The following is a 19,127-nucleotide window of genomic DNA, read 5'->3' on the forward strand; positions in this document are numbered from 1 at the left end:
GTTGCTGAATTATCAATATAGTTTGGAAGCTATCACTGCATTGATAACTATGAAACAAATCTCCACCAGCTTTCACTGGTGGGGATTTGTCTTTTTTCTATGCACTCAGTCTTGTATTGAGTTATCTCACATTGCCGATTCCCCAATTTTCCCATATTCTCTCACCATCAATTCTGATGAATAAAACCAACATGAGATAACACTCTGAATGGTAGACCAAATTTTAACTTTGAAAGAGGTGGCCGCTTACCTAAAGTTGGCCGAAAAAACAGCATATAGATTAGCAAGCGAAGGAAAGCTTCCTGGTTTCAAAGTCGGCGGTTCTTGGCGCTTCAAACGTGAAGACCTTGAGGCGTGGATAGAAGAGAATAAGAGCAAGTAATGACATTAATAAATCTCAAAGACTTAGAAGCGCACCTTTGGCATGCGGCCCACATCATAACGGGACCAATCGACGCTTCAGACTACAAAACCTACATCTTCCCAATCCTATTCTTTAAGCGTATCTGTGATGTTTACGATGAAGAGTTCGAAGAGGCGATGGATCAGGTGGGTGATGAAGAGCTTGCGAAAGGCGATATGTTTCACCGCATTCAAATTCCAGCTAACTGTCATTGGAAAGATGTGTTTGCAGAAACCAAAGACATCGGCCAAGCTCTAAAAGATTCATTCCGTGGCATTGAGCTAGAAAACCCACAGCTGCATGGCATTTTTGGTGATGCGAGCTGGACCAACAAAGAACGTCTATCAGACGAACTGTTATCGACACTACTCAACCATTTCAACAAGGTTAACCTTGGCGTATCGAGTGTGCGTAATGATGATATGGGTCGTGCTTACGAATACCTCATCAAGCGCTTTGCTGATAAAGCAAACAAGAAAGCAGGTGAGTTCTATACGCCACGTACCATTGTTCGTCTTATGGTTAATATTCTAGACCCACAAGCTAATGAAAGTGTTTATGACCCGGCTTGTGGTACAGGCGGTATGCTGCTTGAAACCATCCACCATGTTAAAGAAAGTGGCGGCGACCCACGTCTTCTTAAAATCAAAGGCCAAGAGAAGAACCTGACTACCGAAGCCATTGCTCGGATGAACTTGTTCCTACACGGACAAGAAGATTTTGAGATTGTTCGTGGTGATACGCTTCGTGATCCTAAATTCCTTAAAAATGATCAGTTAGAAACTTTTGATTGTGTAATCGCTAACCCACCGTTCAGCTTAAAAGAGTGGGGTTATGACTATTGGATAAGTGATCCGTACGGTCGTGCAAGCTTTGGTTTAGCGCCAAAAACCAACGGTGATTTCGCCTGGGTACAGCACATGTTTGCTTCATTGAATGATGAAGGGCGCATGGCGGTAGTGCTTCCACATGGTGTGCTTTTCCGTGGTGGTGCAGAAGGTAAAATCAGAACCAAGCTATTAAAAGAGAACCGTATCGTGGCGGTAATCGGCGTGGCTTCAAACTTGTTCTACGGTACAGGCATCCCTGCTTGTATTCTCGTATTGCGTAAAGCAAGACCAGAAGAGCATAAAGACCATGTTCTGATTGTGAATGCGGAAGAAATCTTCACTAAAGGCCGAGCGCAAAACACCTTATCAGAGCCTCAAGCTGATGAGATCTATGACATCTATCAGAAAATGCGCACCAAAGGGCCAAAAGCAGACGACATTGAGGGTGTTGCACGTTGGGTGCCACATAGCGAGATAGAAGAGAACGATTTCAACTTGAACATCGCTCGTTATGTACAAAAGCCGCTAGAAGAAGAAACCATTACCGTAGAAGAAGCGTTGAAAGATTTCCAGCAAAAATTAGCAGCCTTAGAGGCCGCTGAACAAGAGTTAGAAGCCTTGTTAATCAAAGAGGGCTTTGAGCTATGAATAAAAACAAATTAGAAGACCTACTGTGGGGCGCTGCAGAATTCCTGCGTGGCCAAATTGATGCGTCTGATTACAAGCAGTACGTATTCCCACTGCTGTTCTTTAAGCGTCTATCGGATGTATATCTAGAAGAGTATAACGAAGCGCTCGAGCTGCACGAAGGTGATGCTGAATATGCCGCGATGTCGATGTATCACCGTTTCGATATTCCTGAAGAAGCTAGCTGGGAGAAAGTTCGCAATACCAATAAAGACATTGGTGAAGCGATTCAAAATGCACTGCGTTTGATTGAAGCAAAGAACGAGCGTTTGCACGGTGTATTTGGTGATGCGCAGTGGACCAACAAAGAGCGTTTGCCAGATCACTTGTTGTCAGATCTTATTCAGCACTTTAGTAAAATCCCACTAGGCATTAAGTCTGTTGCTCAAGATGACTTGGGTGAGGCTTACGAGTACTTGATCAAAAAATTTGCGGATGACTCAGGCCATACGGCTGCGGAGTTCTATACCAATCGTACTGTAGTGCATTTGATGACCCGTATCATGAAGCTTAAGCCTGGTGAGAGTGCGTATGATCCAACTTGTGGTACAGGTGGAATGCTGCTTAATGCGGTGATGGATCTGCGTTCTCAAGGCGAAGAGTGGCGCGGTGTTCACTTGTATGGCCAAGAAGTAAACCTGTTAACGTCCGCAATTGCTCGTATGAACATGTTCCTGCACGACATTGAAGAGTTTGATGTTATGCGTGGTGATACCCTAGGCGACCCTAAGTTTATCGAGAACGACCAGCTTAAGCAGTTTGATGTTATTTTCGCTAACCCGCCGTACTCCATCAAAAAATGGAACCGTGAAAAGTTTGCAGCTGACCCGTATGGACGCAATATGTACGGTGTACCACCGCAAGGTTGTGCTGATTACGGTTTCTATACCCATATCATCAAGAGTTTGAAACCAAAGACTGGCCGTGCGGCTATGCTTTGGCCCCACGGTGTTCTGTTCCGTGACTCAGAACAAGCGATCCGTAAACAGGTTATAGAATCAGACATCATTGAAGCAGTAATAGGGCTTGGTCCAAATCTGTTCTACAACTCACCGATGGAATCGTGCGTAGTGGTGCTTAACTGTAATAAGCCTGTCGAGCGCAAAAATAAGATTCTGTTTATCAATGGTGTAGAGCGTGTAACCCGCGAGCGCGCCCATAGCCGCTTATCTGATGATGATTTAGATGTGCTATGTGAGGCTTACTTTACACCAGAAAAGCAAAGCGACATCACGGCTTTGGTGGATATCGAAACCATCAAAGAGAACCTCTACAACCTGTCGATCCCTCTATATGTGCAGGCACAAAACAATGGTGAAGTGGATGATATCGAACATGCTCTCGAAGAATGGAAAGTCAGCCGCGTGCAATTGAAAAAGCAAACCAATAAGTTGTTCCAAAGCCTTGCTGCACTTGGATATACAGTTGAAACCAAGGTGGAGCAATAAATGACTGAGCAACAATTACCAGAAGGTTGGCAAATGGTTAAGTTTGGTGATATCGCCAAACATATTTCCAAGCGAGTTGCCCCAACTGAAACTGACTTAGAAGTGTATGTCGGCTTAGAGCACCTAGATCCTGATAGCTTAAAGATAAAGCGTCATGGCGTGCCTAGTGATGTTGCGGGACAAAAGCTATTGGTTAAAAAAGGACAAATTATTTTCGGAAAACGTCGTGCGTATCAGCGTAAAATAGCAGTCGCTGATTGGGATTGTATTTGTTCTGCTCACGCAATGGTGCTAGAGGCTAATCCTCAAAGTGTCATTCCTGATTTTTTGCCATTTTTCATGCAGTCTGATGTATTCATGAATCGAGCTGTGGCAATTTCCGAGGGATCGCTTTCACCGACCATAAAGTGGAAAACATTAGAAAATCAGATGTTTCTGTTCCCGGACATAAAGCATCAAGAGAAAATACTAAAGGCACTCCAAGCATTTGAGGTTGTTCTGACTAAATGCCAGCAGCTAATTAGTAGCTCGAACACTCTTCGATCGTCAACAAGAGCAGAAACACTTTACAAAGGTGGAAAAGGTCGAAAATTGGTTTCGACACACTGGGGAAGTATTCCTGAGGGCTGGAGTATTAAACCTTTCTCCTATTTATCCGAAATAAACCCCACATATAAATTTAAGAATCAGCAATCGGTGACTTTTTGTGATATGGCTGCATTAGCCACAGACTCAATGAAAATAGAAGGAAGTTTGATCGTTAAGGAGTCAGGCGGAAGTGGTGCGCGATTTAAAAATGGTGATGTATTGTTTGCACGAATTACCCCCTGTGCAGAGAATGGGAAAATGGCCATTGTTGACTTTTTGGAAGACAAAGCTGTGGGGCAAGGATCAACAGAATTTATAGTGTTGTCTCCTAAGAATATTTCATCCGAATATCTATACCATCTTTGCCGAACCAATCGCGTCCGACAGTTTGCTATTAATAACATGGAAGGAACCACTGGGAGGCAAAGGATTCCAGCGCAGGTGTTCGAAAACATAATGTTACCTATGCCTCCGAAAAGCGAGGTTGGGAAGCTAGAAGAAACGTTGTCAAATGTAGAGGATCTGCATTCAGTCGCGCTTACAAAATTGGCAAAAATAAATTTGGCAAAGAAGTCCTACATGCAAAAAATATTTGGGATTATGTAAATGTTTAACGAACAAACCGTCACAGAAAATGGAATCATTGAGCGCTTAAAAGGCTTAAGCGGAGTTAAGTGGAATTACTGCCATGGTGAGAGCTTGCCTAAGCAAACACACGATATCTTCGTTGATACCTGGCTTAAAGAGGCGCTTTGTTCGTTAAACCCTGATATTGGTAACAATCCCGATTATGCTGATGAGGTGATCTACAAGCTTCGCGGCTTGATGTTGGAAGCCAAGCACACAGGATTGGTGAAAGCCAACGAAAATTTTCATGAATGGTTGATGGCAGAAAAAAGCCTACCGTTTGGTGAGAACGGCGACCATATCACCATCAAGCTGATTGACTTTGATACCCCTAAAAATAATCATTTTGTTGTAGCCCAGCAGGTTCACTTCATTGCCGCGACAGAGGTGTTTTTCGATATCGTTCTGTATGTGAATGGTATCCCACTGGTGGTCGGGGAAGTAAAATCTGCCACTCGTCCAAGTGTCACCTGGCAAGATGGCGCAGCCGATTTTATGGGCGGCCAAAAGCACTATTGGAAAAATGTTGAACCTTTCTTTGTACCAAACCTTCTGTGCTTTGCTTCTGAAGGTCGCACCTTTGCGTATGGTGCGATTAATGCCCGAGCCAAAGATTGGGGACCTTGGCATAAAACCGACCAGCGAGATGAGATTCCAGCTAGCTTAGCTACGGTACTTGATAGCTGTGAAGGCTTATTGAACCCAGAAACCTTGCTGCAAATGCTAGAGTCATTCGCGTTGTTCTCAACCGTGAAGACAGGTAAAGACACGCCACCTAAACGCATTAAAATTCTGCCTCGTTATCCGCAATTTGAAGCCGCAAAGCAAATAGTTGAGCGTGTAAAAAAAGGTTATCCGAAAAAAGGGCTTATCTGGCACTTCCAAGGTTCAGGTAAGTCCTTGCTTATGCTCTATGCGGCTCGCATGCTTCGTGCTGATAACAAATTGAAAAATCCAACCGTCTTGATTGTGGTAGACCGTCGAGATCTCGATAGCCAAATCAATGAAACCTTTGGTGGAGCGGATGTTAAAAACCTCATCAAAGTACAAAGCTGTAAAAAGCTTGGTGAGCATATAGAACAAGATAGTCGCGGCATTTTGATCACCACCGTCTTCAAGTTTAAAGACGTCGAAATCGATGAGAGCAATGAAAACGGTCTAAACAGTCGTGATAACATTATTGTGCTGGTGGATGAAGCGCACCGCACTCAAGAGGGTTCTCTTGGCGACAAAATGCGCTGGGCGCTGCCTCATGCTCATTTCTATGGCTTAACAGGTACGCCGATTTCTGGTATCGACCGCAATACTTTCAAACTCTTTGGTGCTGAAGAGGATGAAGGGCGTTATATGAACCGCTACAGCTATAAGCAGTCCATACGAGATAAAGCGACCAATGCAGTGAAGTTTGAGCCTCGTTTGGCTGAGCTTCGTGTGGATCGTGCCGCAATTGATGAAGCTTTTGAACAAATGGTCAAAGATAACGACCTAGACGATGATGAGAAAATGGCATTATCTAAGCGTGCTGGCCGCTTAGCGATTATGTTGAAGGCGCCAAAACGCATGGCGGCGGTAAGTGAAGATATTGCCAATCACTTTGTAAGCCATGTAAAGCCAAAGCAGATGAAAGGCATGGTAGTGGTCTATGACCGAGATGCCTGTGTGCAGATGTATTACTTACTCGGTAAGAAGCTTGGCTTTGATGCGGTTGAAGTGGTCATGAACGTCGACCAGGCACCGGTCAAAGATGAAGATGCAAGTAAGAAAGGCAAGGTTAACAAGGATTGGCGTAAATGGAAGCAAGAGCTTGAGCTTCCTATCATCGAGTCGGACTTTGAACGTTGGCAAGAAATTGATGGCAACGACCAAAAGCAGAAGAGTTTGATTGAGGATTACAAAGATCCAAAACAACCACTTCAATTGCTGATTGTGACCGCAAAACTATTAACAGGATTTGATGCACCTATCTGTTACTGCATGTACCTAGATAAGCCATTACGTGACCATACATTGTTGCAGGCAATGTGCCGTACTAACCGTTTGTACGAGACAGACAACGTCAGTAAGCAAATGGGCCTCATCATTGATTACCTTGGCGTATTTGAAAACCTGCGTACCGCACTTGCTTACGATCCTGAAGAGATCGACGGCGTGGTGGAAGGCATTGAGGCCTTTAAAGAGCTACTGCCAGCTCAGTTAGATAAGTGCTTAAGCTTCTTCCCTAACGTCGACAGAACCATCGATGGTTTTGAAGGTATTATGGCAGCGCAAGCTTGCCTACCGACTAACGAAAAGCGTGATGAATTTGCGGCGTCTTTTGGTGTGCTGTCTAAGCTGTGGTCTGCGATTAATCCAGACACTTTTCTTACTCCTTATCGAGCTGATTATAAGTGGTTGGTTCAAATCTATGAATCAGTCCGCCCGGTAGGGCAGACAGGCTCTCTCGTGTGGGCTGCGCTAGGCCCAGAAACCATCAAGATGATTCACGAACATACTGACATCAATCGTATTCGTGATGACATTGATGAGTTGGTTATGGATGAACACGCTATCTTCACCTTGACTGAGAAAGAACAAGAGAAGCGCGCAAGCCAATTAGAAATTGATCTAATGGGCCGTCTGCGCGGCAGCGGTAATCCGAAGTTTATCGCTCTCGGTGAGCGCTTAGAAAAATTACGTCAAGATTATGAAGCAGGCGTAATCAAAGCAATCGACTGGTTAAAAGGGCTGCTTGATACGGCCAAAGATACTGTGCAAGCCGAGCGTGAAGCGGGTGACTCACCAGTAACCCAAGAAGATAACAAACAAGCACTAACAAAACTGTTCTTAGAAACTCGCCCTGAAAGCACGCCTAAGCTAATCGGCGATGTTGTAGAGCAGATAGATAAGATTGTAAAAGCCAAACGCTTTAAAGGCTGGCAGAGCTCTAATAGTGGTCCAAGAGAGATTCAAAAGGCACTGCTACTGACACTTGCCCAATTTGGTTTAGGAAAAGACAAAGAGCTGTTCGCTAAGGCGTATGGTTATATTGAAGAGCATTATTGATGAATTATCATATCTTATTTGGACAAGAGGCTGTTCCACATAGTGGTGTTAGCTCGGTTTATCTAACACCGATCAAAAATGAAATGTCTTCTTTTAGTACATTGTTTAATGTAAGTCTTCACGATGACAAAGGGTTGTATAGAGAGCTTGGCCTTGTAAAAATCGGTGTTGTCAATCAAATCTCCGAAGAGAAGCTCTCAGAGAGTCTCCCTCCCATTTTTGAACGATTAGGCAACGATTATTTTTCATTAGGCATAGACGTTGACTATTACTCTAAGCTAGCGCAATTGCCTAGTTCGCTTCGTTTTAGCTTATTGAGAAGCCTCAATGATATTGTGTATTCATCAGATCATTTAGCAATTGCGCAGAAAGAAACTGTTTTTAGAACTGACTTTTTGGCGAGTGTAAGTTTGTCTAGCATTAAAGGGCAGTTTTCACGAGTTCTTAAGGGTGGGGTGCTTCTCACTGATTACAGTTTCAGTTTTAACCGCTCAACTGATGGGCTTTTCTCCGCAATTAATCTGGGTTTTGAGGTTAACGCCAGTTCCGTGCCTAGTACCAATATACATGCTGTCATTGGAAGAAATGGTGTCGGAAAAACGACATTGTTGAATGGAATGGTTCAAGGTGGGCTAGGAATCAATAATAAACTAGGCTTTTTCATTGATCCAAACACTGGAGAAGCTTTCGAGAAAGATTATTTCTCTTGCATAGTGTCAGTATCGTTTAGCGCGTTTGATACATTTACTCCTCCAGAAGAACAGCAAGACCCAAGTAAAGGAATTCGGTATTACTATGTTGGCTTAAAAAGTCAGAAACAAGGTGAGAACAGGCTTAAAACCCGGACTGAGATGGACGTTGATTTCAATCGGTCATTTGCTTTATGTCTGGGGGAGAAAGAAAAAAAGGTTCGGCTTTTCAAAGCAATAAAAACTCTGGAGTCAGATGAGAATTTTGCTGAAATGAATATCCGTCGATTTGAGTTAGAACCTACTTCGATAGCCAAAAGGGGTATTTGGGAAGCAATGACATCAATGAGTTCTGGTCATGCTGTAGTTTTGCAAACACTGACGCGTTTAGTTGCATCTGTCGAAGAAAAGACGTTAGTTCTAATAGACGAGCCTGAAAGCCACTTACATCCGCCGCTGCTATCTGCATTTATTCGAGCTTTGAGCGAACTACTTCATGATAGAAACGGAGTAGCGATCATCGCAACTCACTCTCCTGTAGTATTGCAAGAAGTACCGAAATCGTGTGTGTGGAAGGTGTTGAAATCTGGAGATGTTACAAAAGTGCTTCGCCCTGAGATCGAAACTTTTGGAGAAAATGTAGGAATTTTGACAAGAGAAGTTTTTGGCTTAGAGGTAACGAAATCTGGTTTCCACAAGCTTTTATCCAAATCTGTTGATGACGGTTTTACTTATGAAGAGATTCTAAATCAGTACAATAATCAGCTTGGTTTTGAGGCAAGAGCTATCTTGAAGGCGCTTCTCCTACATAAAGAGAAGGCCGATATTAAATGATTAAACTCTCACCACCGGAACACACCATAAATGATGCTATTCAACTATGTACTGACGGGATGTCAAAGAAGGATCTGAAAGACAGAATTTATCAGGGGAGTGACGAAATACGAGAATCTGCGGCAGACTACTGCGTTAAAGCTGAGGGTGGGGAACTTTTTACCATTGATCCTATTGAAGGCGATGAAGAGTCAGTTGTTAATTCTGGTGTTTCCAAGAGGGAATTTGTAAATCTATATGAGTATTATTTTAGAAATACCAAAAAGCCTGGAAGGGAGATCTATGACGCTCTAATGCTCTCTGCCGATGAGAGTTGTCCTTTTTGTGGCGGAATCGGACGGCCTAAGAATCTAGACCATTATCTACCTAAAGCTCATTTTCCTCAGTTTTCTATTTTACCATTCAATCTTCTCCCTTCTTGCCGGGACTGTAATATGGACGGTAAGGGAGAGTACTATGCGACTGCTTATCATGAACAGATAATCCACCCTTATTTAGACAAAGAGTGTTTTTTTCAGGAGCAGTGGGTTTTCGCACAAGTATTGCCAGGGTCGCCGTGTGCGCTGGATTTTTATGTATCTCCCCCTGAAGAATGGGAAGAGAATGATAAGCTTAGAGCTGAACAGCACTTTATAGACTTTGATTTATCCAAACGGTACAGTATTCAAGCTGCCAATCTTGTTACTTTTATAGTGACAATACGAAGTACAATTATGAACGATAGTACAGCAGAGGAATTTAAAGCATTTCTCTCATCTTATATAGACTCACCTCTATTCATTAATCATTGGCAAGTTGTTTCATGTCAAGCTCTTGCGAATAGTGATTGGTTCTGTACAGAAGGGCACCTATAGTTTGAGTTAGTAAGAAATTCATACATTTAGCTAATTACTTTCAACTGCTTTGTTCCTGTCACAGAAAGGCTGCCTTTGGCGGCCTCTTCTATATGCCCGCTCCACCAGCTCATCATAGGGCGGCGGCGTTCAAGGTAGTCAGTTCGGTTATAGGCGCTACGCACTTGGTTATCATCAACGTGTGCCAGTGACGCTTCGATCAAGTCACGGTCAAAACCTTGTTCATTGAGTGTAGTACTTGCGAGAGACCGCAGACCGTGGCTAACTAATCTTCCCGCAAACCCCATACGTTTCAGAGCCATATTTGCCGTTTGGCTGTTACATGGTTTCTTCGGATCGCGATCTGAAGGAAATATGTATTCACGGTGGCCGCTTATCGGCTTCATTACTTCTAATAGCGCCAGCATCTGCTCAGTGAGCGGGATGCGGTGCTCTCTTCTTTTTTTCATTCTCTCTGCTGGAATTGTCCATATTTTTTCTTCCCACTCAATCTCATCCCATCTAGCGCCTGCGGCTTCCGAAGGACGAGTCATAGTGTGTAGTTGCCACTCGATTAAACAACGAGTAGTACGCTTTATACTGGCATTGGCAATCGCTCCCATAAGCTCTGGTAGTTGTGCGGGTGCCAGTGCTGCCATATGTTCTTTTTTTGGTTTTTTGAATACTTTGTGAATATCTTTAAGTGGGCTGGCCGGAATAAAGCCACAGTTAGCAGCATACCCCATGACCTCATTAAGGCGCTGAATTAGTCGCTTAACGGTCTCAAGGCTGCCTTTGGCCTCTATGGGTCTGAGGAGATCTACAACTTGTGGAGCTGTAATTTGTTTAACTGGTGTATCGGATAGATAAGGAAAAATATGTAGTTCAAGAGAGCGCCAGATATCAACAGCATAGTCAGAAGTAACATTGTGTTTCTTGATTTCAAACCACTCTTTAGACACATTCAAAAATGTATGCTCATGAACTTCTATGTGTTCCTGTAGTTTTTTCTTTTTGTGTTCTTGAGGATCTATGTCTTGTGCGATCAGCTCTCTTGCTTCTTGAGCACTTTTTCGCGCTTGTACAAGAGAAACATCAGGGTAGCGTCCTAAGTTGAGATTGGCGCGCTTTCTGTTTGTTGGGCGGTAGTAATTAAGTTGCCATTGTTTAGAGCCACTTGGTAGAACTCTTAATTTCAGGCCTTGTCCGTCAACGAGACTGTATTCTTTCTCTTTGGGCTTGGCGTTTTTTACTTCTGTCGCACTGAGCGGTTTGGTTTGTCTAGGCATGTTAGGAACCAAAAGTAAGGAACACAATACTAAGGTTCCTACAATGGTTACTAAAAGTCAAAGATGTAGTGAAACACCTTGAGATACTATGGGATGCTAAGTTATTGATTTTACATTGATGTAGATACAAAAAAAGACGTCCTGAGACGTCTTTAGATGTTGAATTGGTGGAGCTGGCGGGAGTTGAACCCGCGTCCGAAAACCGTTCATCATTGGTACTACATGCTTAGTCGATCTTTAATTTCGCCACCCACCTGCGAACCGACACGCTAATGAATGACTAGCCTGAATTAAAATTCGCCGTTCATCTCTCAGGCGGGAGAATCCGGGCTAGCGCGTTTGGGTTTGATCCCTCGTTATTCCCCGTCTTACGTGCGGAAGCTAGGGCGAGAGAGCTCTGAGCAGGTTATTAAGCTGCTAGTGCGTAGTTTTCGTCGTTTGCGACTATTTTTTTGCGGTTTGTTAACGAGGCCTACCGCACCTCGGCATGCACCTCAGACTTCTGAATTCCCGTCGAATCCTAAATCAGCCCCAGGTAATATTCGCATAGTAACAGAAAAGCACTGGCTGTCCAGTACTATGCGTTTAAGTGGTCAAGATTAACGCAGTGTACTCTTCATTACGCGTGCTTTTTCTCTTGCCCAGTCTTTTTCTTTTAAATCCGTACGTTTATCGTGCAGCTTTTTACCTTTTGCTACGCCAATTTTTAGTTTCACCCAAGAGCGAGACCAGTACAGAGAGAGCGCCGTTAATGTCATACCTTCACGGTTCACACGTCCGAATAGGTTGTCTAGTTCACGACGACTCATTAGTAGTTTACGCACACGTGTGGGGTTCGCCACAACGTGTGTCGATGCCTGATTTAAAGGAGTGATTGTCATGCCACTCACAAAGGCTTCACCGTCACGCATAAATACGTAACTTTCTGAAATATTGGCTTTACCTTGGCGAAGGGCTTTCACTTCCCAACCTTGGAGCTCCAAGCCAGCTTCGATTTCATCATCGATGAAATACTCGTGGCGAGCTTTTTTATTCAGCGCGATAGTATTGCTACCCGCTTTTTGTTTCGTTTTTTTCTTTGCCATAATAGCGACATTATACGGGTTGGATATCGGATAGGAAATCCTTTTATTTGCGCAATCGTGGAATAAAAGTAAAATTGGCAGGAGCTTTAAATCTGTACATGTATCGATAGGAGTATGTATGAAGCAAGTCAGCCGTTCTGCGCTTGTGTCTTTTAGTGCTGAACAGATGTTCAATCTGGTTAACGATGTTGCTAAATACCCTGAGTTTCTGCCTGGTTGCTCGGGCTCTAGAATCATTGAGTCTTCGGGTAATGGTATGGTGGCTTCTGTCGATGTGGCGAAGGCTGGTATCAGCAAAACGTTTACTACTTCAAATGAGCTGATCCCTGGCCAAGCAATTATGATGAACTTGGTGGATGGCCCGTTTAAGACGTTGCGTGGTGGTTGGATTTTTACCGCGCTAGATGAGCAAGCTTGCAAGGTTGAGCTAAAGCTTGAGTTTGAATTCTCAAGTAAAATGATTGAGATGGCCTTCGGTAAGGTTTTTAACGAGCTTACCAGTAACATGGTAAATGCATTCACTAAACGCGCAAAACAGGTCTACGAGTGTTATGAGTATTGAGTCAGATATGATTCACGTAGAGGTTGTCTATGCTCTTCCTCATGAACAGCGTGTATTTAATTTAGTGGTGAATAATCACGCAACGGTAGAAGAGATCATTCGACAATCTGGCGTGTTAGAGTTATACCCTGAAATTGATTTATCTAAGAATAAAGTGGGTGTGTTTAGTCGTAATGTGAAGTTAGATGCGACCGTTCGAGATCGAGATCGAATAGAGATATATCGTCCGTTACTCGCAGACCCGAAAGAGATTCGTCGTAAGCGGGCGGAGCAGGCTAAAGCCGAGGGGAATGCAGACCCAGTCACCGGTGGTAAGCCTAGCTCTGTACGTAAGAATAAGTAGACTTGATATCAGTCCCAATGGATGGCGTCATTGATTCAAAGTGTGATTGCGCGATATCTAGATAATAAAAAACCTCTCATGTGAGAGGTTTTTTTGCAAAAGTCGTTTACTGAATCTGCTCGTAAAATGCGTCACTTTTTGGGAAGTCACCACTGATATCTGCGAGTGTGCCTTGGTCGTTAAAGTTAACGATCAGGTCTTTTTGCACTGGATCACCGTGACCAGGAGTATGGTGATAAATGTAGTACCAAGTGTTTGGGTAGCCGTTTTCAATAAGCATTGGCGACCCTAGTACGAAGCGAACCTGTGCTTTAGTCATCCCAAACTTTAATTTATCTACCGCACTTTGTTCTACATAGTTGCCTTGGTTGATATCAATGCGATAAACCAGTTTTTCCAATACCGAACATCCTGTCAGCAATGTCATTGCTAATGGTACGGCAACTAACCACTTCTTTAATTGCATAATAATTTCTTAGTAACCTTTAAAATACTGCGCTGATAATAAACAAGCTCGACGCAGATGTAAAAAGCTATGCGTCGTATGATAGGAAATCTGACAACGAATTTTGAGTTGAGTTGCATTTATTGATTCTCTCACATGTATGTTTATGTCGATGAGCGGTTTTCTATCCAGTTTAAGCGGTAACTAATGACAAATAGCTAAGTTATTGAGCTATGGGGTGGCACTGACCATTATTTCGAAAGGGAATCAGCACCCAAGCACTTTGATATGGTGATGGGGGAGGTAGAGTCACGGAGTAGTGTTCGTGACTCTATCTTTGAAAGAGCATGGCTAAGCGGCGATGAGGAGCTCTTTGGCGTTTGCAAGGGTAGAATCTGTAATTTGGCTACCTCCAAGTAGGCGAGCTAATTCTGCCACACGTTGTTGTTCATCTAATGCGTGCATTTGTGTTTCGGTTTGGCCAGCTTTTGTTTGTTTAGCCACGAACATTTGTTGATGGCCACAACCTGCAACTTGAGGGAGGTGAGTGACACACAATACCTGAGTAGACTCGCCAAGCTTGCGTAGCATTTTGCCGACGACTGCTGCTGTTGGACCACTAATACCGACATCCACCTCATCGAAGATCAAGCTTGGTGTATCCACTTTCTGAGCGGTAATCACTTGGATAGCTAATGAGATGCGTGATAGCTCACCGCCTGACGCAACTTTTGCTATAGGTTGCAATGGCTGTCCTGGGTTGGTCGATACTAAGAAGCACACACTGTCCATGCCAAGTGGTGATGGGTGCGTGTTTTCATTGCTGACTTCGATATTGAATACCGCTTTTTCCATGCTCAATTCGTGCATGCTTTGCGTGATCAGCTTATTCAGCTCTTTAGCGTAACGGCTGCGTGATTTGTGTAGTTTTTCTGCTTGGTTTAGGAAGCTTTGGTACTTTTGTTCCACTTCTTGCGCGAGTTCATCTAAACGTTCATCAGAGCAATCTAACGCTTCTACTTGGGCCAGAAGATCTTGGTGATGTTGGTATAGTTCTTCTGGCATCACGTGGTGTTTGCGAGCAACAGACATCACTTTAGAAAAACGTTCTTCTACATAAGCCATACGAGCAGGATCCACATCGATGCCATCTAGATAACTGCGTAATTCGTTCTTCGTTTCTTCCAGTTGAATCATCGCTTCTGACAACATGTTGGGTAGCTCAGATAGCTTTTCATCTAACTCAGCTAGTTGAATTAGGGAGTGATTGGCCGATTGCAAAATACCAAGCGCATTGACTTCTTCACCTTCGTAAATAAGTTCGATGGCTTGCTGACAGGTAGTGGCGAGTTCACCACTGTTGGATAGTCGTTTGTGCTCTTGCTCGAGCTCTGCAAATTCTTCTTCACCTAGCGATAACTCATTTAGTTCTTTGATTTGGTATTCAAGCAATTGTTTTTGCGCCTGGTTTTGCTGGCTATTTTCTTTTAGTTGCTTGAGGTTATTGTCTGCCTGACGCCAATGCTGGTAAGCACTTCGTGTGCTTTTTAGTAGGTTTAGATGACCTGCATATTGGTCGAGCATAGCCATTTGGTGTTCGCTTTTCATCAATTGGTGATGAGCGTGTTGCCCATGGATATTGATCAGCAGTTGCCCTAGAGATTTGAGTTGTGATAGTGGGACAGGACTGCCATTAATGAAGGCTCTTGAGCGACCTTCTTTTGTGATGATGCGACGCAAAATACATTCACTGCCATCAAGCAGATCGTTATCTTCTAGCCAACGCGTTGCATGTAGGTTGTTGTCCAGTAAAAAAGCGGCACTAACTTCGGTTTTTTCTTCACCTTGTCGAACCATGCCAGCTTCGGCTCGTCCGCCTAAGCAGAGCCCAAGTGCATCGATAGCAATGGATTTACCCGCGCCTGTTTCACCTGTGATGGTGGTCATGCCCTTAGACAGCTCGAGTTGTAAAGACTTAACAATCGCAAAATTATTAACACTTAGATGAGCCAGCATTTTTATTTACCTGTATAACTGAACAATACTGTATAAGAGAACAGTATATACTGTTTCTTTATACAGTAAAGACAGGTGAGAAAAAATTTCTGTGTGGGGTGCTTTTTTGTGATGAAGTGGGAAAAATGAGCCGAAGTGATTACAACGACTCATTAAAATTGAACAGGTTACGGACGAGTTGGGTTAATCGTGAGCGGCTCTAATGTGACTACTGCATTCACACCAGCACCTGGATGATCCACGTATGATGTGTTTTGCATGAGTGTGTAGTAAACGTCGACGAAGTCATCATCATTCGTTAGGACGCCGTCAGGGATCGTGTCGATGATCTTATTCGTGATTTGCGGAATAATCGCGTAAGCCTGAACTTCTGGATCTGGAATCGCTTTCAGCACTTCTCCAGCAACTTGAACGAGGAGTTTTGCCAACTGTTTATAGTCTGTACCATCATCTTGTTCCATGAGCACGATGTCTGCAGCGCCCCAGCGGTAACGAGACCAGTGAATAATGATCTGATTCGGGTAGTAATCTTGGTTATCGTAGTCTAAGTATGGAAGCTCCACTAAATCGAGAGTCGGTTCATCACGACTTGGATTGACGCCCGTTACGATAGCGTAGATTTCTGCCTTGCCAGAGATCCAAGGTTCTTTGTCATCGGCGAGACGGATCTTTTTCAACTGCGTTGTTTGAATTGGAGCCGCTTCGCCCACTGTGCTACTTGACAATAGCGGTGCATTTTGGCGTTGTTCATCAGCAACGTATGGTTGAACTAAAGCTGGCTGACCGAGTTTTTTCATCTCAGCTTGCATAGCTTGCAAGCCTGCTTTTAGCTCAGCAGAGCTGTTGTTATCAACAACGAGTACAGGTACATCTGGGAGTTGGTAAACATCGAGTTGATGGATGTTGCCATACACATCAAATGCTTCGATATATTGCCAATTCTCATCATCACCACTTGGTTCAAATGCAAATAATGGCTCGACCTCGCCACTTTGCCATGCTGTTATCATGCTCTCATTCGCTAAACGAACTTCCAGCAACTGATCTGAGTATTCAGAAATACCTTTCCAGCTACGAATTTGAGTGTCAGCTTGTACAAGCTGATGGCTAAACTCGGAGTTGGGGTTTTGTTGAACAAATGCTGATACAGAGACGCTAGTCTGTTGTGGAGTAATATCTCTTCTCAACATGGGTTCAATGGCAGCATAGTGCTCACTCAATTGTTGAGCGAGGGCACGCTTCGTCTTAGTGATATCTTCCGCTTTTGCGTTGGATACACTGTTGACTTGCGTTTCCTCTGATTGGCAGCCAATAAGTGCTAATGTACTGAGAACAGACAGAATGATGGTTTTCTTCATAATATGTCCTTTATTGATTTTATGAAATAGAGTTAATACTCTATTCATGGTGAGAATATCACCGGACATAGATCATTGAATTTGCTTTTCTATCTTTTGTGTAAACTTTGCCCACAGGATCAAAATTTATAAACTTCTCTTTAATGACAGCAAATATCGTGTCGCCTCACTACTTTGTGTCTATTTCTTGTCTAAGAAAGCCAAAAGCCAGTGGCAATTAAGCTGCTGGCTTTTTTATTGAAGTCATTTCCCTGAATAACAAGTGTTAGAACAATTTACTAGACCAACCAAGCTTGTTACGTAAAACGTGATAGTAGCTGTAGTCCTTGGGATGGATGAGTTTGAGCACATTTGGACTTTGATAGATGTGGATTTCGTCTCCTGGAGAAACAGGGAGAGACACTTGTCCATCACAGCTAACTTCTTGTGTTCCTCGGTTCTCTGGTGACACCACCAATTTAATTCGACGCTTTCCATCAACCACCAAAGGTCGACTCGACAAGGTATGAGGAAACATTGGCACGAGTGAAATGGCATTCAAGCTAGGCGAAAGAATTGGACCACCGCCAGAAAGCGAATATGCGGTCGAGCCCGTTGGTGTGGAGACAATCAAACCATCGGCTCGTAAAGAGAAGGCGAAGCTTTCATCAATGTACACTTCAAATTCAATCATATGGGCAATTTGCCCTGGGTGAAGTACAGCTTCATTTAGCGCAGCGTTGTGGCTTTTAATTTGCCCGTGACGGTGTACTTCCGCTTCTAAGAGAAAGCGCTCTTCTTCAATATACTCACCGTCGAGTACCGCTTGCAGAGACGCTTGGAACTCGTCTGGGTTTAAGTCAGTTAAGAAGCCCAGGTTTCCACGGTTCACCCCTATGACTGGTACATCAAATCGGGATAAAATTCTTGCCGCGCCTAGCATGTTGCCATCCCCACCAACCACAATGGCTAGATCGGCATTTTTTCCTAGTTCAACTAAACTGGCAAATTGACTCTGCGGGATATCATCCAGTATTGCGGCAAGGCGATCGTCAATAAATACTTTATAGCCTTCAGAGGTCAGCCATTGGTACAACTCTTTATGAGTTTGAATTGCTTGTTGATCTCTTGGTTTTCCGATAATCGCGATCACGTTACATGGATTTTTCATAGCATTTCCGCATTAAAGAGGCTTGAATCAGGAATCTTCATCCCCATAATAATGGCAAGTCACCTAAATATGCGAATTTTTATGTGGTTAAAGCCCGCAAAAACGCGCATGGCTTTAAGGGCATTATGTTGAATTCTGGAGATATCATGAGCAACGAAGAAAACAAAGTTACAGAAGAAGAGCTTGATCAAATCATCGAAGAGGCTGAAAAAGTAGAAGCTGAAGCACAAGAAGTAGAAGCTGAGCTTGAAGAAATTGGTGATGAGACAGACGCTAAGATTGCTCAACTAGAAGCGGCACTACTGTCTAGCGAGGCAAAAGTAAAAGAGCAGCAAGATGCGGTGTTGCGTTCTAAAGCTGAAGTAGAAAACATGCGTCGTCGTACTGAGCAAGAAATCGATAAAGCACGTAAGTTTGCGTTGAACAAGTTTGCCGAAGAGTTGCTTCCTGTTATTGATAACCTAGAGCGTGCAATTCAAGCGGCAGATACAGAGAATGAAACGGTTAAGCCGTTCCTAGAAGGTGTTGAGTTAACACACAAAACGTTTGTCGACGTTGTGGCGAAATTTGGCTTGAAAGCAATCAACCCTGAAGGTGAAGCATTTAACCCAGAGTTCCATCAAGCGATGTCGATTCAGGAAAGCCCTGATCATGAATCAAACACAGTTATGTTTGTTATGCAAAAAGGCTACGAACTAAACGGCCGTGTGATTCGTCCGGCAATGGTAATGGTTGCTAAATAACCTTAACTGCCTGTTTTCAAATATAAAGCGCCCATCATTTTTTGATGGGCGCTTTTTTGTTTTAAACGTAAGTTGTTGTAATGAGCTTCATTGTATATCGATAAAATGGAAGTTTGATCCCCTTCATATTTTTTCTTATTGGTTAATTATTTTCC

At 43.4% G+C, this 19,127-nt stretch carries 16 protein-coding genes and 1 other RNA gene; 10 read left to right on the plus strand and 7 right to left on the minus strand.

The genetic code is table 11. The annotated features are described in order from the left end of the window. Positions 1-208: 208 nt before the first annotated feature. The 7 genes from NDJ01_RS18785 to NDJ01_RS18815 are packed head-to-tail and all read left to right on the plus strand — an operon-like array spanning position 209 to position 10,002. A complete protein-coding gene (locus tag NDJ01_RS18785) occupies positions 209-382 on the plus strand; it encodes a methylation-associated defense system helix-turn-helix domain-containing protein MAD1 (protein WP_102416605.1) in 174 nt (57 codons plus the stop codon). Next, positions 382-1,881: a class I SAM-dependent DNA methyltransferase gene (locus NDJ01_RS18790; protein ID WP_258587134.1), complete on the plus strand. Its 1,500-nt coding sequence runs from the start codon at positions 382-384 to the stop codon at positions 1,879-1,881. The genes NDJ01_RS18785 and NDJ01_RS18790 overlap by 1 nt, the downstream gene beginning before the upstream one ends. Further along, complete coding sequence (locus tag NDJ01_RS18795) at positions 1,878-3,368, plus strand: class I SAM-dependent DNA methyltransferase (RefSeq protein ID WP_258587135.1); 1,491 nt, start codon at positions 1,878-1,880, stop codon at positions 3,366-3,368. Before NDJ01_RS18790 ends, NDJ01_RS18795 begins: the two co-directional genes overlap by 4 nt. After that, a complete protein-coding gene (locus NDJ01_RS18800; protein ID WP_258587136.1) occupies positions 3,369-4,562 on the plus strand; it encodes a restriction endonuclease subunit S in 1,194 nt (397 codons plus the stop codon). Continuing rightward, the gene (locus NDJ01_RS18805) at positions 4,563-7,625 is read left to right on the plus strand and encodes a type I restriction endonuclease subunit R (RefSeq protein WP_258587137.1); all 3,063 of its coding nucleotides are present in this window, start codon (positions 4,563-4,565) and stop codon (positions 7,623-7,625) included. After that, a complete protein-coding gene (locus NDJ01_RS18810; protein ID WP_208892150.1) occupies positions 7,625-9,148 on the plus strand; it encodes an AAA family ATPase in 1,524 nt (507 codons plus the stop codon). Before NDJ01_RS18805 ends, NDJ01_RS18810 begins: the two co-directional genes overlap by 1 nt. Beyond that, positions 9,145-10,002, plus strand: a complete 858-nt coding sequence (locus tag NDJ01_RS18815; protein WP_258587138.1) for an HNH endonuclease — start codon at positions 9,145-9,147, stop codon at positions 10,000-10,002. Before NDJ01_RS18810 ends, NDJ01_RS18815 begins: the two co-directional genes overlap by 4 nt. 26 nt (positions 10,003-10,028) lie before the next feature. Here NDJ01_RS18815 and NDJ01_RS18820 read toward each other — a convergent pair whose 3' ends face one another. From NDJ01_RS18820 to smpB, 3 genes are all read right to left on the minus strand, one after another. Further along, entirely contained in the window at positions 10,029-11,270 is a 1,242-nt protein-coding gene (locus NDJ01_RS18820; protein ID WP_258587139.1) for an integrase domain-containing protein, read from the minus strand. A 165-nt stretch (positions 11,271-11,435) separates the two neighbouring features. Then, positions 11,436-11,803, minus strand: a transfer-messenger RNA (tmRNA) gene (ssrA, locus tag NDJ01_RS18825). A gap of 66 nt (positions 11,804-11,869) precedes the next feature. Next, the gene (gene smpB / locus NDJ01_RS18830) at positions 11,870-12,355 is read right to left on the minus strand and encodes an SsrA-binding protein SmpB (protein WP_005391476.1); all 486 of its coding nucleotides are present in this window, start codon (positions 12,353-12,355) and stop codon (positions 11,870-11,872) included. A gap of 118 nt (positions 12,356-12,473) precedes the next feature. Between smpB and NDJ01_RS18835 the strand changes: the two genes are divergently transcribed. Then, the gene (locus NDJ01_RS18835; protein WP_005391473.1) at positions 12,474-12,917 is read left to right on the plus strand and encodes an SRPBCC family protein; all 444 of its coding nucleotides are present in this window, start codon (positions 12,474-12,476) and stop codon (positions 12,915-12,917) included. Further along, positions 12,907-13,260 (plus strand): RnfH family protein, encoded by a 354-nt coding sequence (locus tag NDJ01_RS18840; protein ID WP_005391471.1) that lies wholly within the window; start codon positions 12,907-12,909, stop codon positions 13,258-13,260. Before NDJ01_RS18835 ends, NDJ01_RS18840 begins: the two co-directional genes overlap by 11 nt. Positions 13,261-13,366: 106 nt before the next feature. Here NDJ01_RS18840 and bamE read toward each other — a convergent pair whose 3' ends face one another. The 4 genes from bamE to nadK all read right to left on the minus strand — a co-directional run bounded on the left by bamE (position 13,367) and on the right by nadK (position 18,229). Beyond that, a complete protein-coding gene (gene bamE, locus NDJ01_RS18845; protein WP_005391468.1) occupies positions 13,367-13,726 on the minus strand; it encodes an outer membrane protein assembly factor BamE in 360 nt (119 codons plus the stop codon). Between the two features lie 330 nt (positions 13,727-14,056). Continuing rightward, positions 14,057-15,721 (minus strand): DNA repair protein RecN, encoded by a 1,665-nt coding sequence (gene recN, locus NDJ01_RS18850; protein ID WP_104969114.1) that lies wholly within the window; start codon positions 15,719-15,721, stop codon positions 14,057-14,059. Positions 15,722-15,888: 167 nt separating this feature from the next. Further along, complete coding sequence (locus NDJ01_RS18855) at positions 15,889-17,079, minus strand: DUF3103 domain-containing protein (protein WP_258587140.1); 1,191 nt, start codon at positions 17,077-17,079, stop codon at positions 15,889-15,891. Between the two features lie 265 nt (positions 17,080-17,344). Continuing rightward, positions 17,345-18,229, minus strand: a complete 885-nt coding sequence (nadK, locus tag NDJ01_RS18860) for an NAD(+) kinase (protein ID WP_005391462.1) — start codon at positions 18,227-18,229, stop codon at positions 17,345-17,347. A 146-nt stretch (positions 18,230-18,375) separates the two neighbouring features. Between nadK and grpE the strand changes: the two genes are divergently transcribed. Continuing rightward, a complete protein-coding gene (gene grpE / locus NDJ01_RS18865; RefSeq protein ID WP_012842091.1) occupies positions 18,376-18,972 on the plus strand; it encodes a nucleotide exchange factor GrpE in 597 nt (198 codons plus the stop codon). The last annotated feature ends 155 nt before the right edge of the window (positions 18,973-19,127 follow it).

It is taken from the genome of Vibrio sp. HS-50-1 (assembly GCF_024747315.1).
GTDB lineage: Bacteria > Pseudomonadota > Gammaproteobacteria > Enterobacterales > Vibrionaceae > Vibrio > Vibrio diabolicus.

Coding starts and splice junctions, on each gene's coding strand:
- NDJ01_RS18785 (WP_102416605.1), top strand. CDS start 209: ATGGTAGACCAAATTTTAACTTTGAAAGAGGTGGCCGCTTACCTAAAG.
- NDJ01_RS18790 (WP_258587134.1), top strand. CDS start 382: ATGACATTAATAAATCTCAAAGACTTAGAAGCGCACCTTTGGCATGCG.
- NDJ01_RS18795 (WP_258587135.1), top strand. CDS start 1,878: ATGAATAAAAACAAATTAGAAGACCTACTGTGGGGCGCTGCAGAATTC.
- NDJ01_RS18800 (WP_258587136.1), top strand. CDS start 3,369: ATGACTGAGCAACAATTACCAGAAGGTTGGCAAATGGTTAAGTTTGGT.
- NDJ01_RS18805 (WP_258587137.1), top strand. CDS start 4,563: ATGTTTAACGAACAAACCGTCACAGAAAATGGAATCATTGAGCGCTTA.
- NDJ01_RS18810 (WP_208892150.1), top strand. CDS start 7,625: ATGAATTATCATATCTTATTTGGACAAGAGGCTGTTCCACATAGTGGT.
- NDJ01_RS18815 (WP_258587138.1), top strand. CDS start 9,145: ATGATTAAACTCTCACCACCGGAACACACCATAAATGATGCTATTCAA.
- NDJ01_RS18820 (WP_258587139.1), bottom strand. CDS start 11,270: ATGCCTAGACAAACCAAACCGCTCAGTGCGACAGAAGTAAAAAACGCC.
- smpB (WP_005391476.1), bottom strand. CDS start 12,355: ATGGCAAAGAAAAAAACGAAACAAAAAGCGGGTAGCAATACTATCGCG.
- NDJ01_RS18835 (WP_005391473.1), top strand. CDS start 12,474: ATGAAGCAAGTCAGCCGTTCTGCGCTTGTGTCTTTTAGTGCTGAACAG.
- NDJ01_RS18840 (WP_005391471.1), top strand. CDS start 12,907: ATGAGTATTGAGTCAGATATGATTCACGTAGAGGTTGTCTATGCTCTT.
- bamE (WP_005391468.1), bottom strand. CDS start 13,726: ATGCAATTAAAGAAGTGGTTAGTTGCCGTACCATTAGCAATGACATTG.
- recN (WP_104969114.1), bottom strand. CDS start 15,721: ATGCTGGCTCATCTAAGTGTTAATAATTTTGCGATTGTTAAGTCTTTA.
- NDJ01_RS18855 (WP_258587140.1), bottom strand. CDS start 17,079: ATGAAGAAAACCATCATTCTGTCTGTTCTCAGTACATTAGCACTTATT.
- nadK (WP_005391462.1), bottom strand. CDS start 18,229: ATGAAAAATCCATGTAACGTGATCGCGATTATCGGAAAACCAAGAGAT.
- grpE (WP_012842091.1), top strand. CDS start 18,376: ATGAGCAACGAAGAAAACAAAGTTACAGAAGAAGAGCTTGATCAAATC.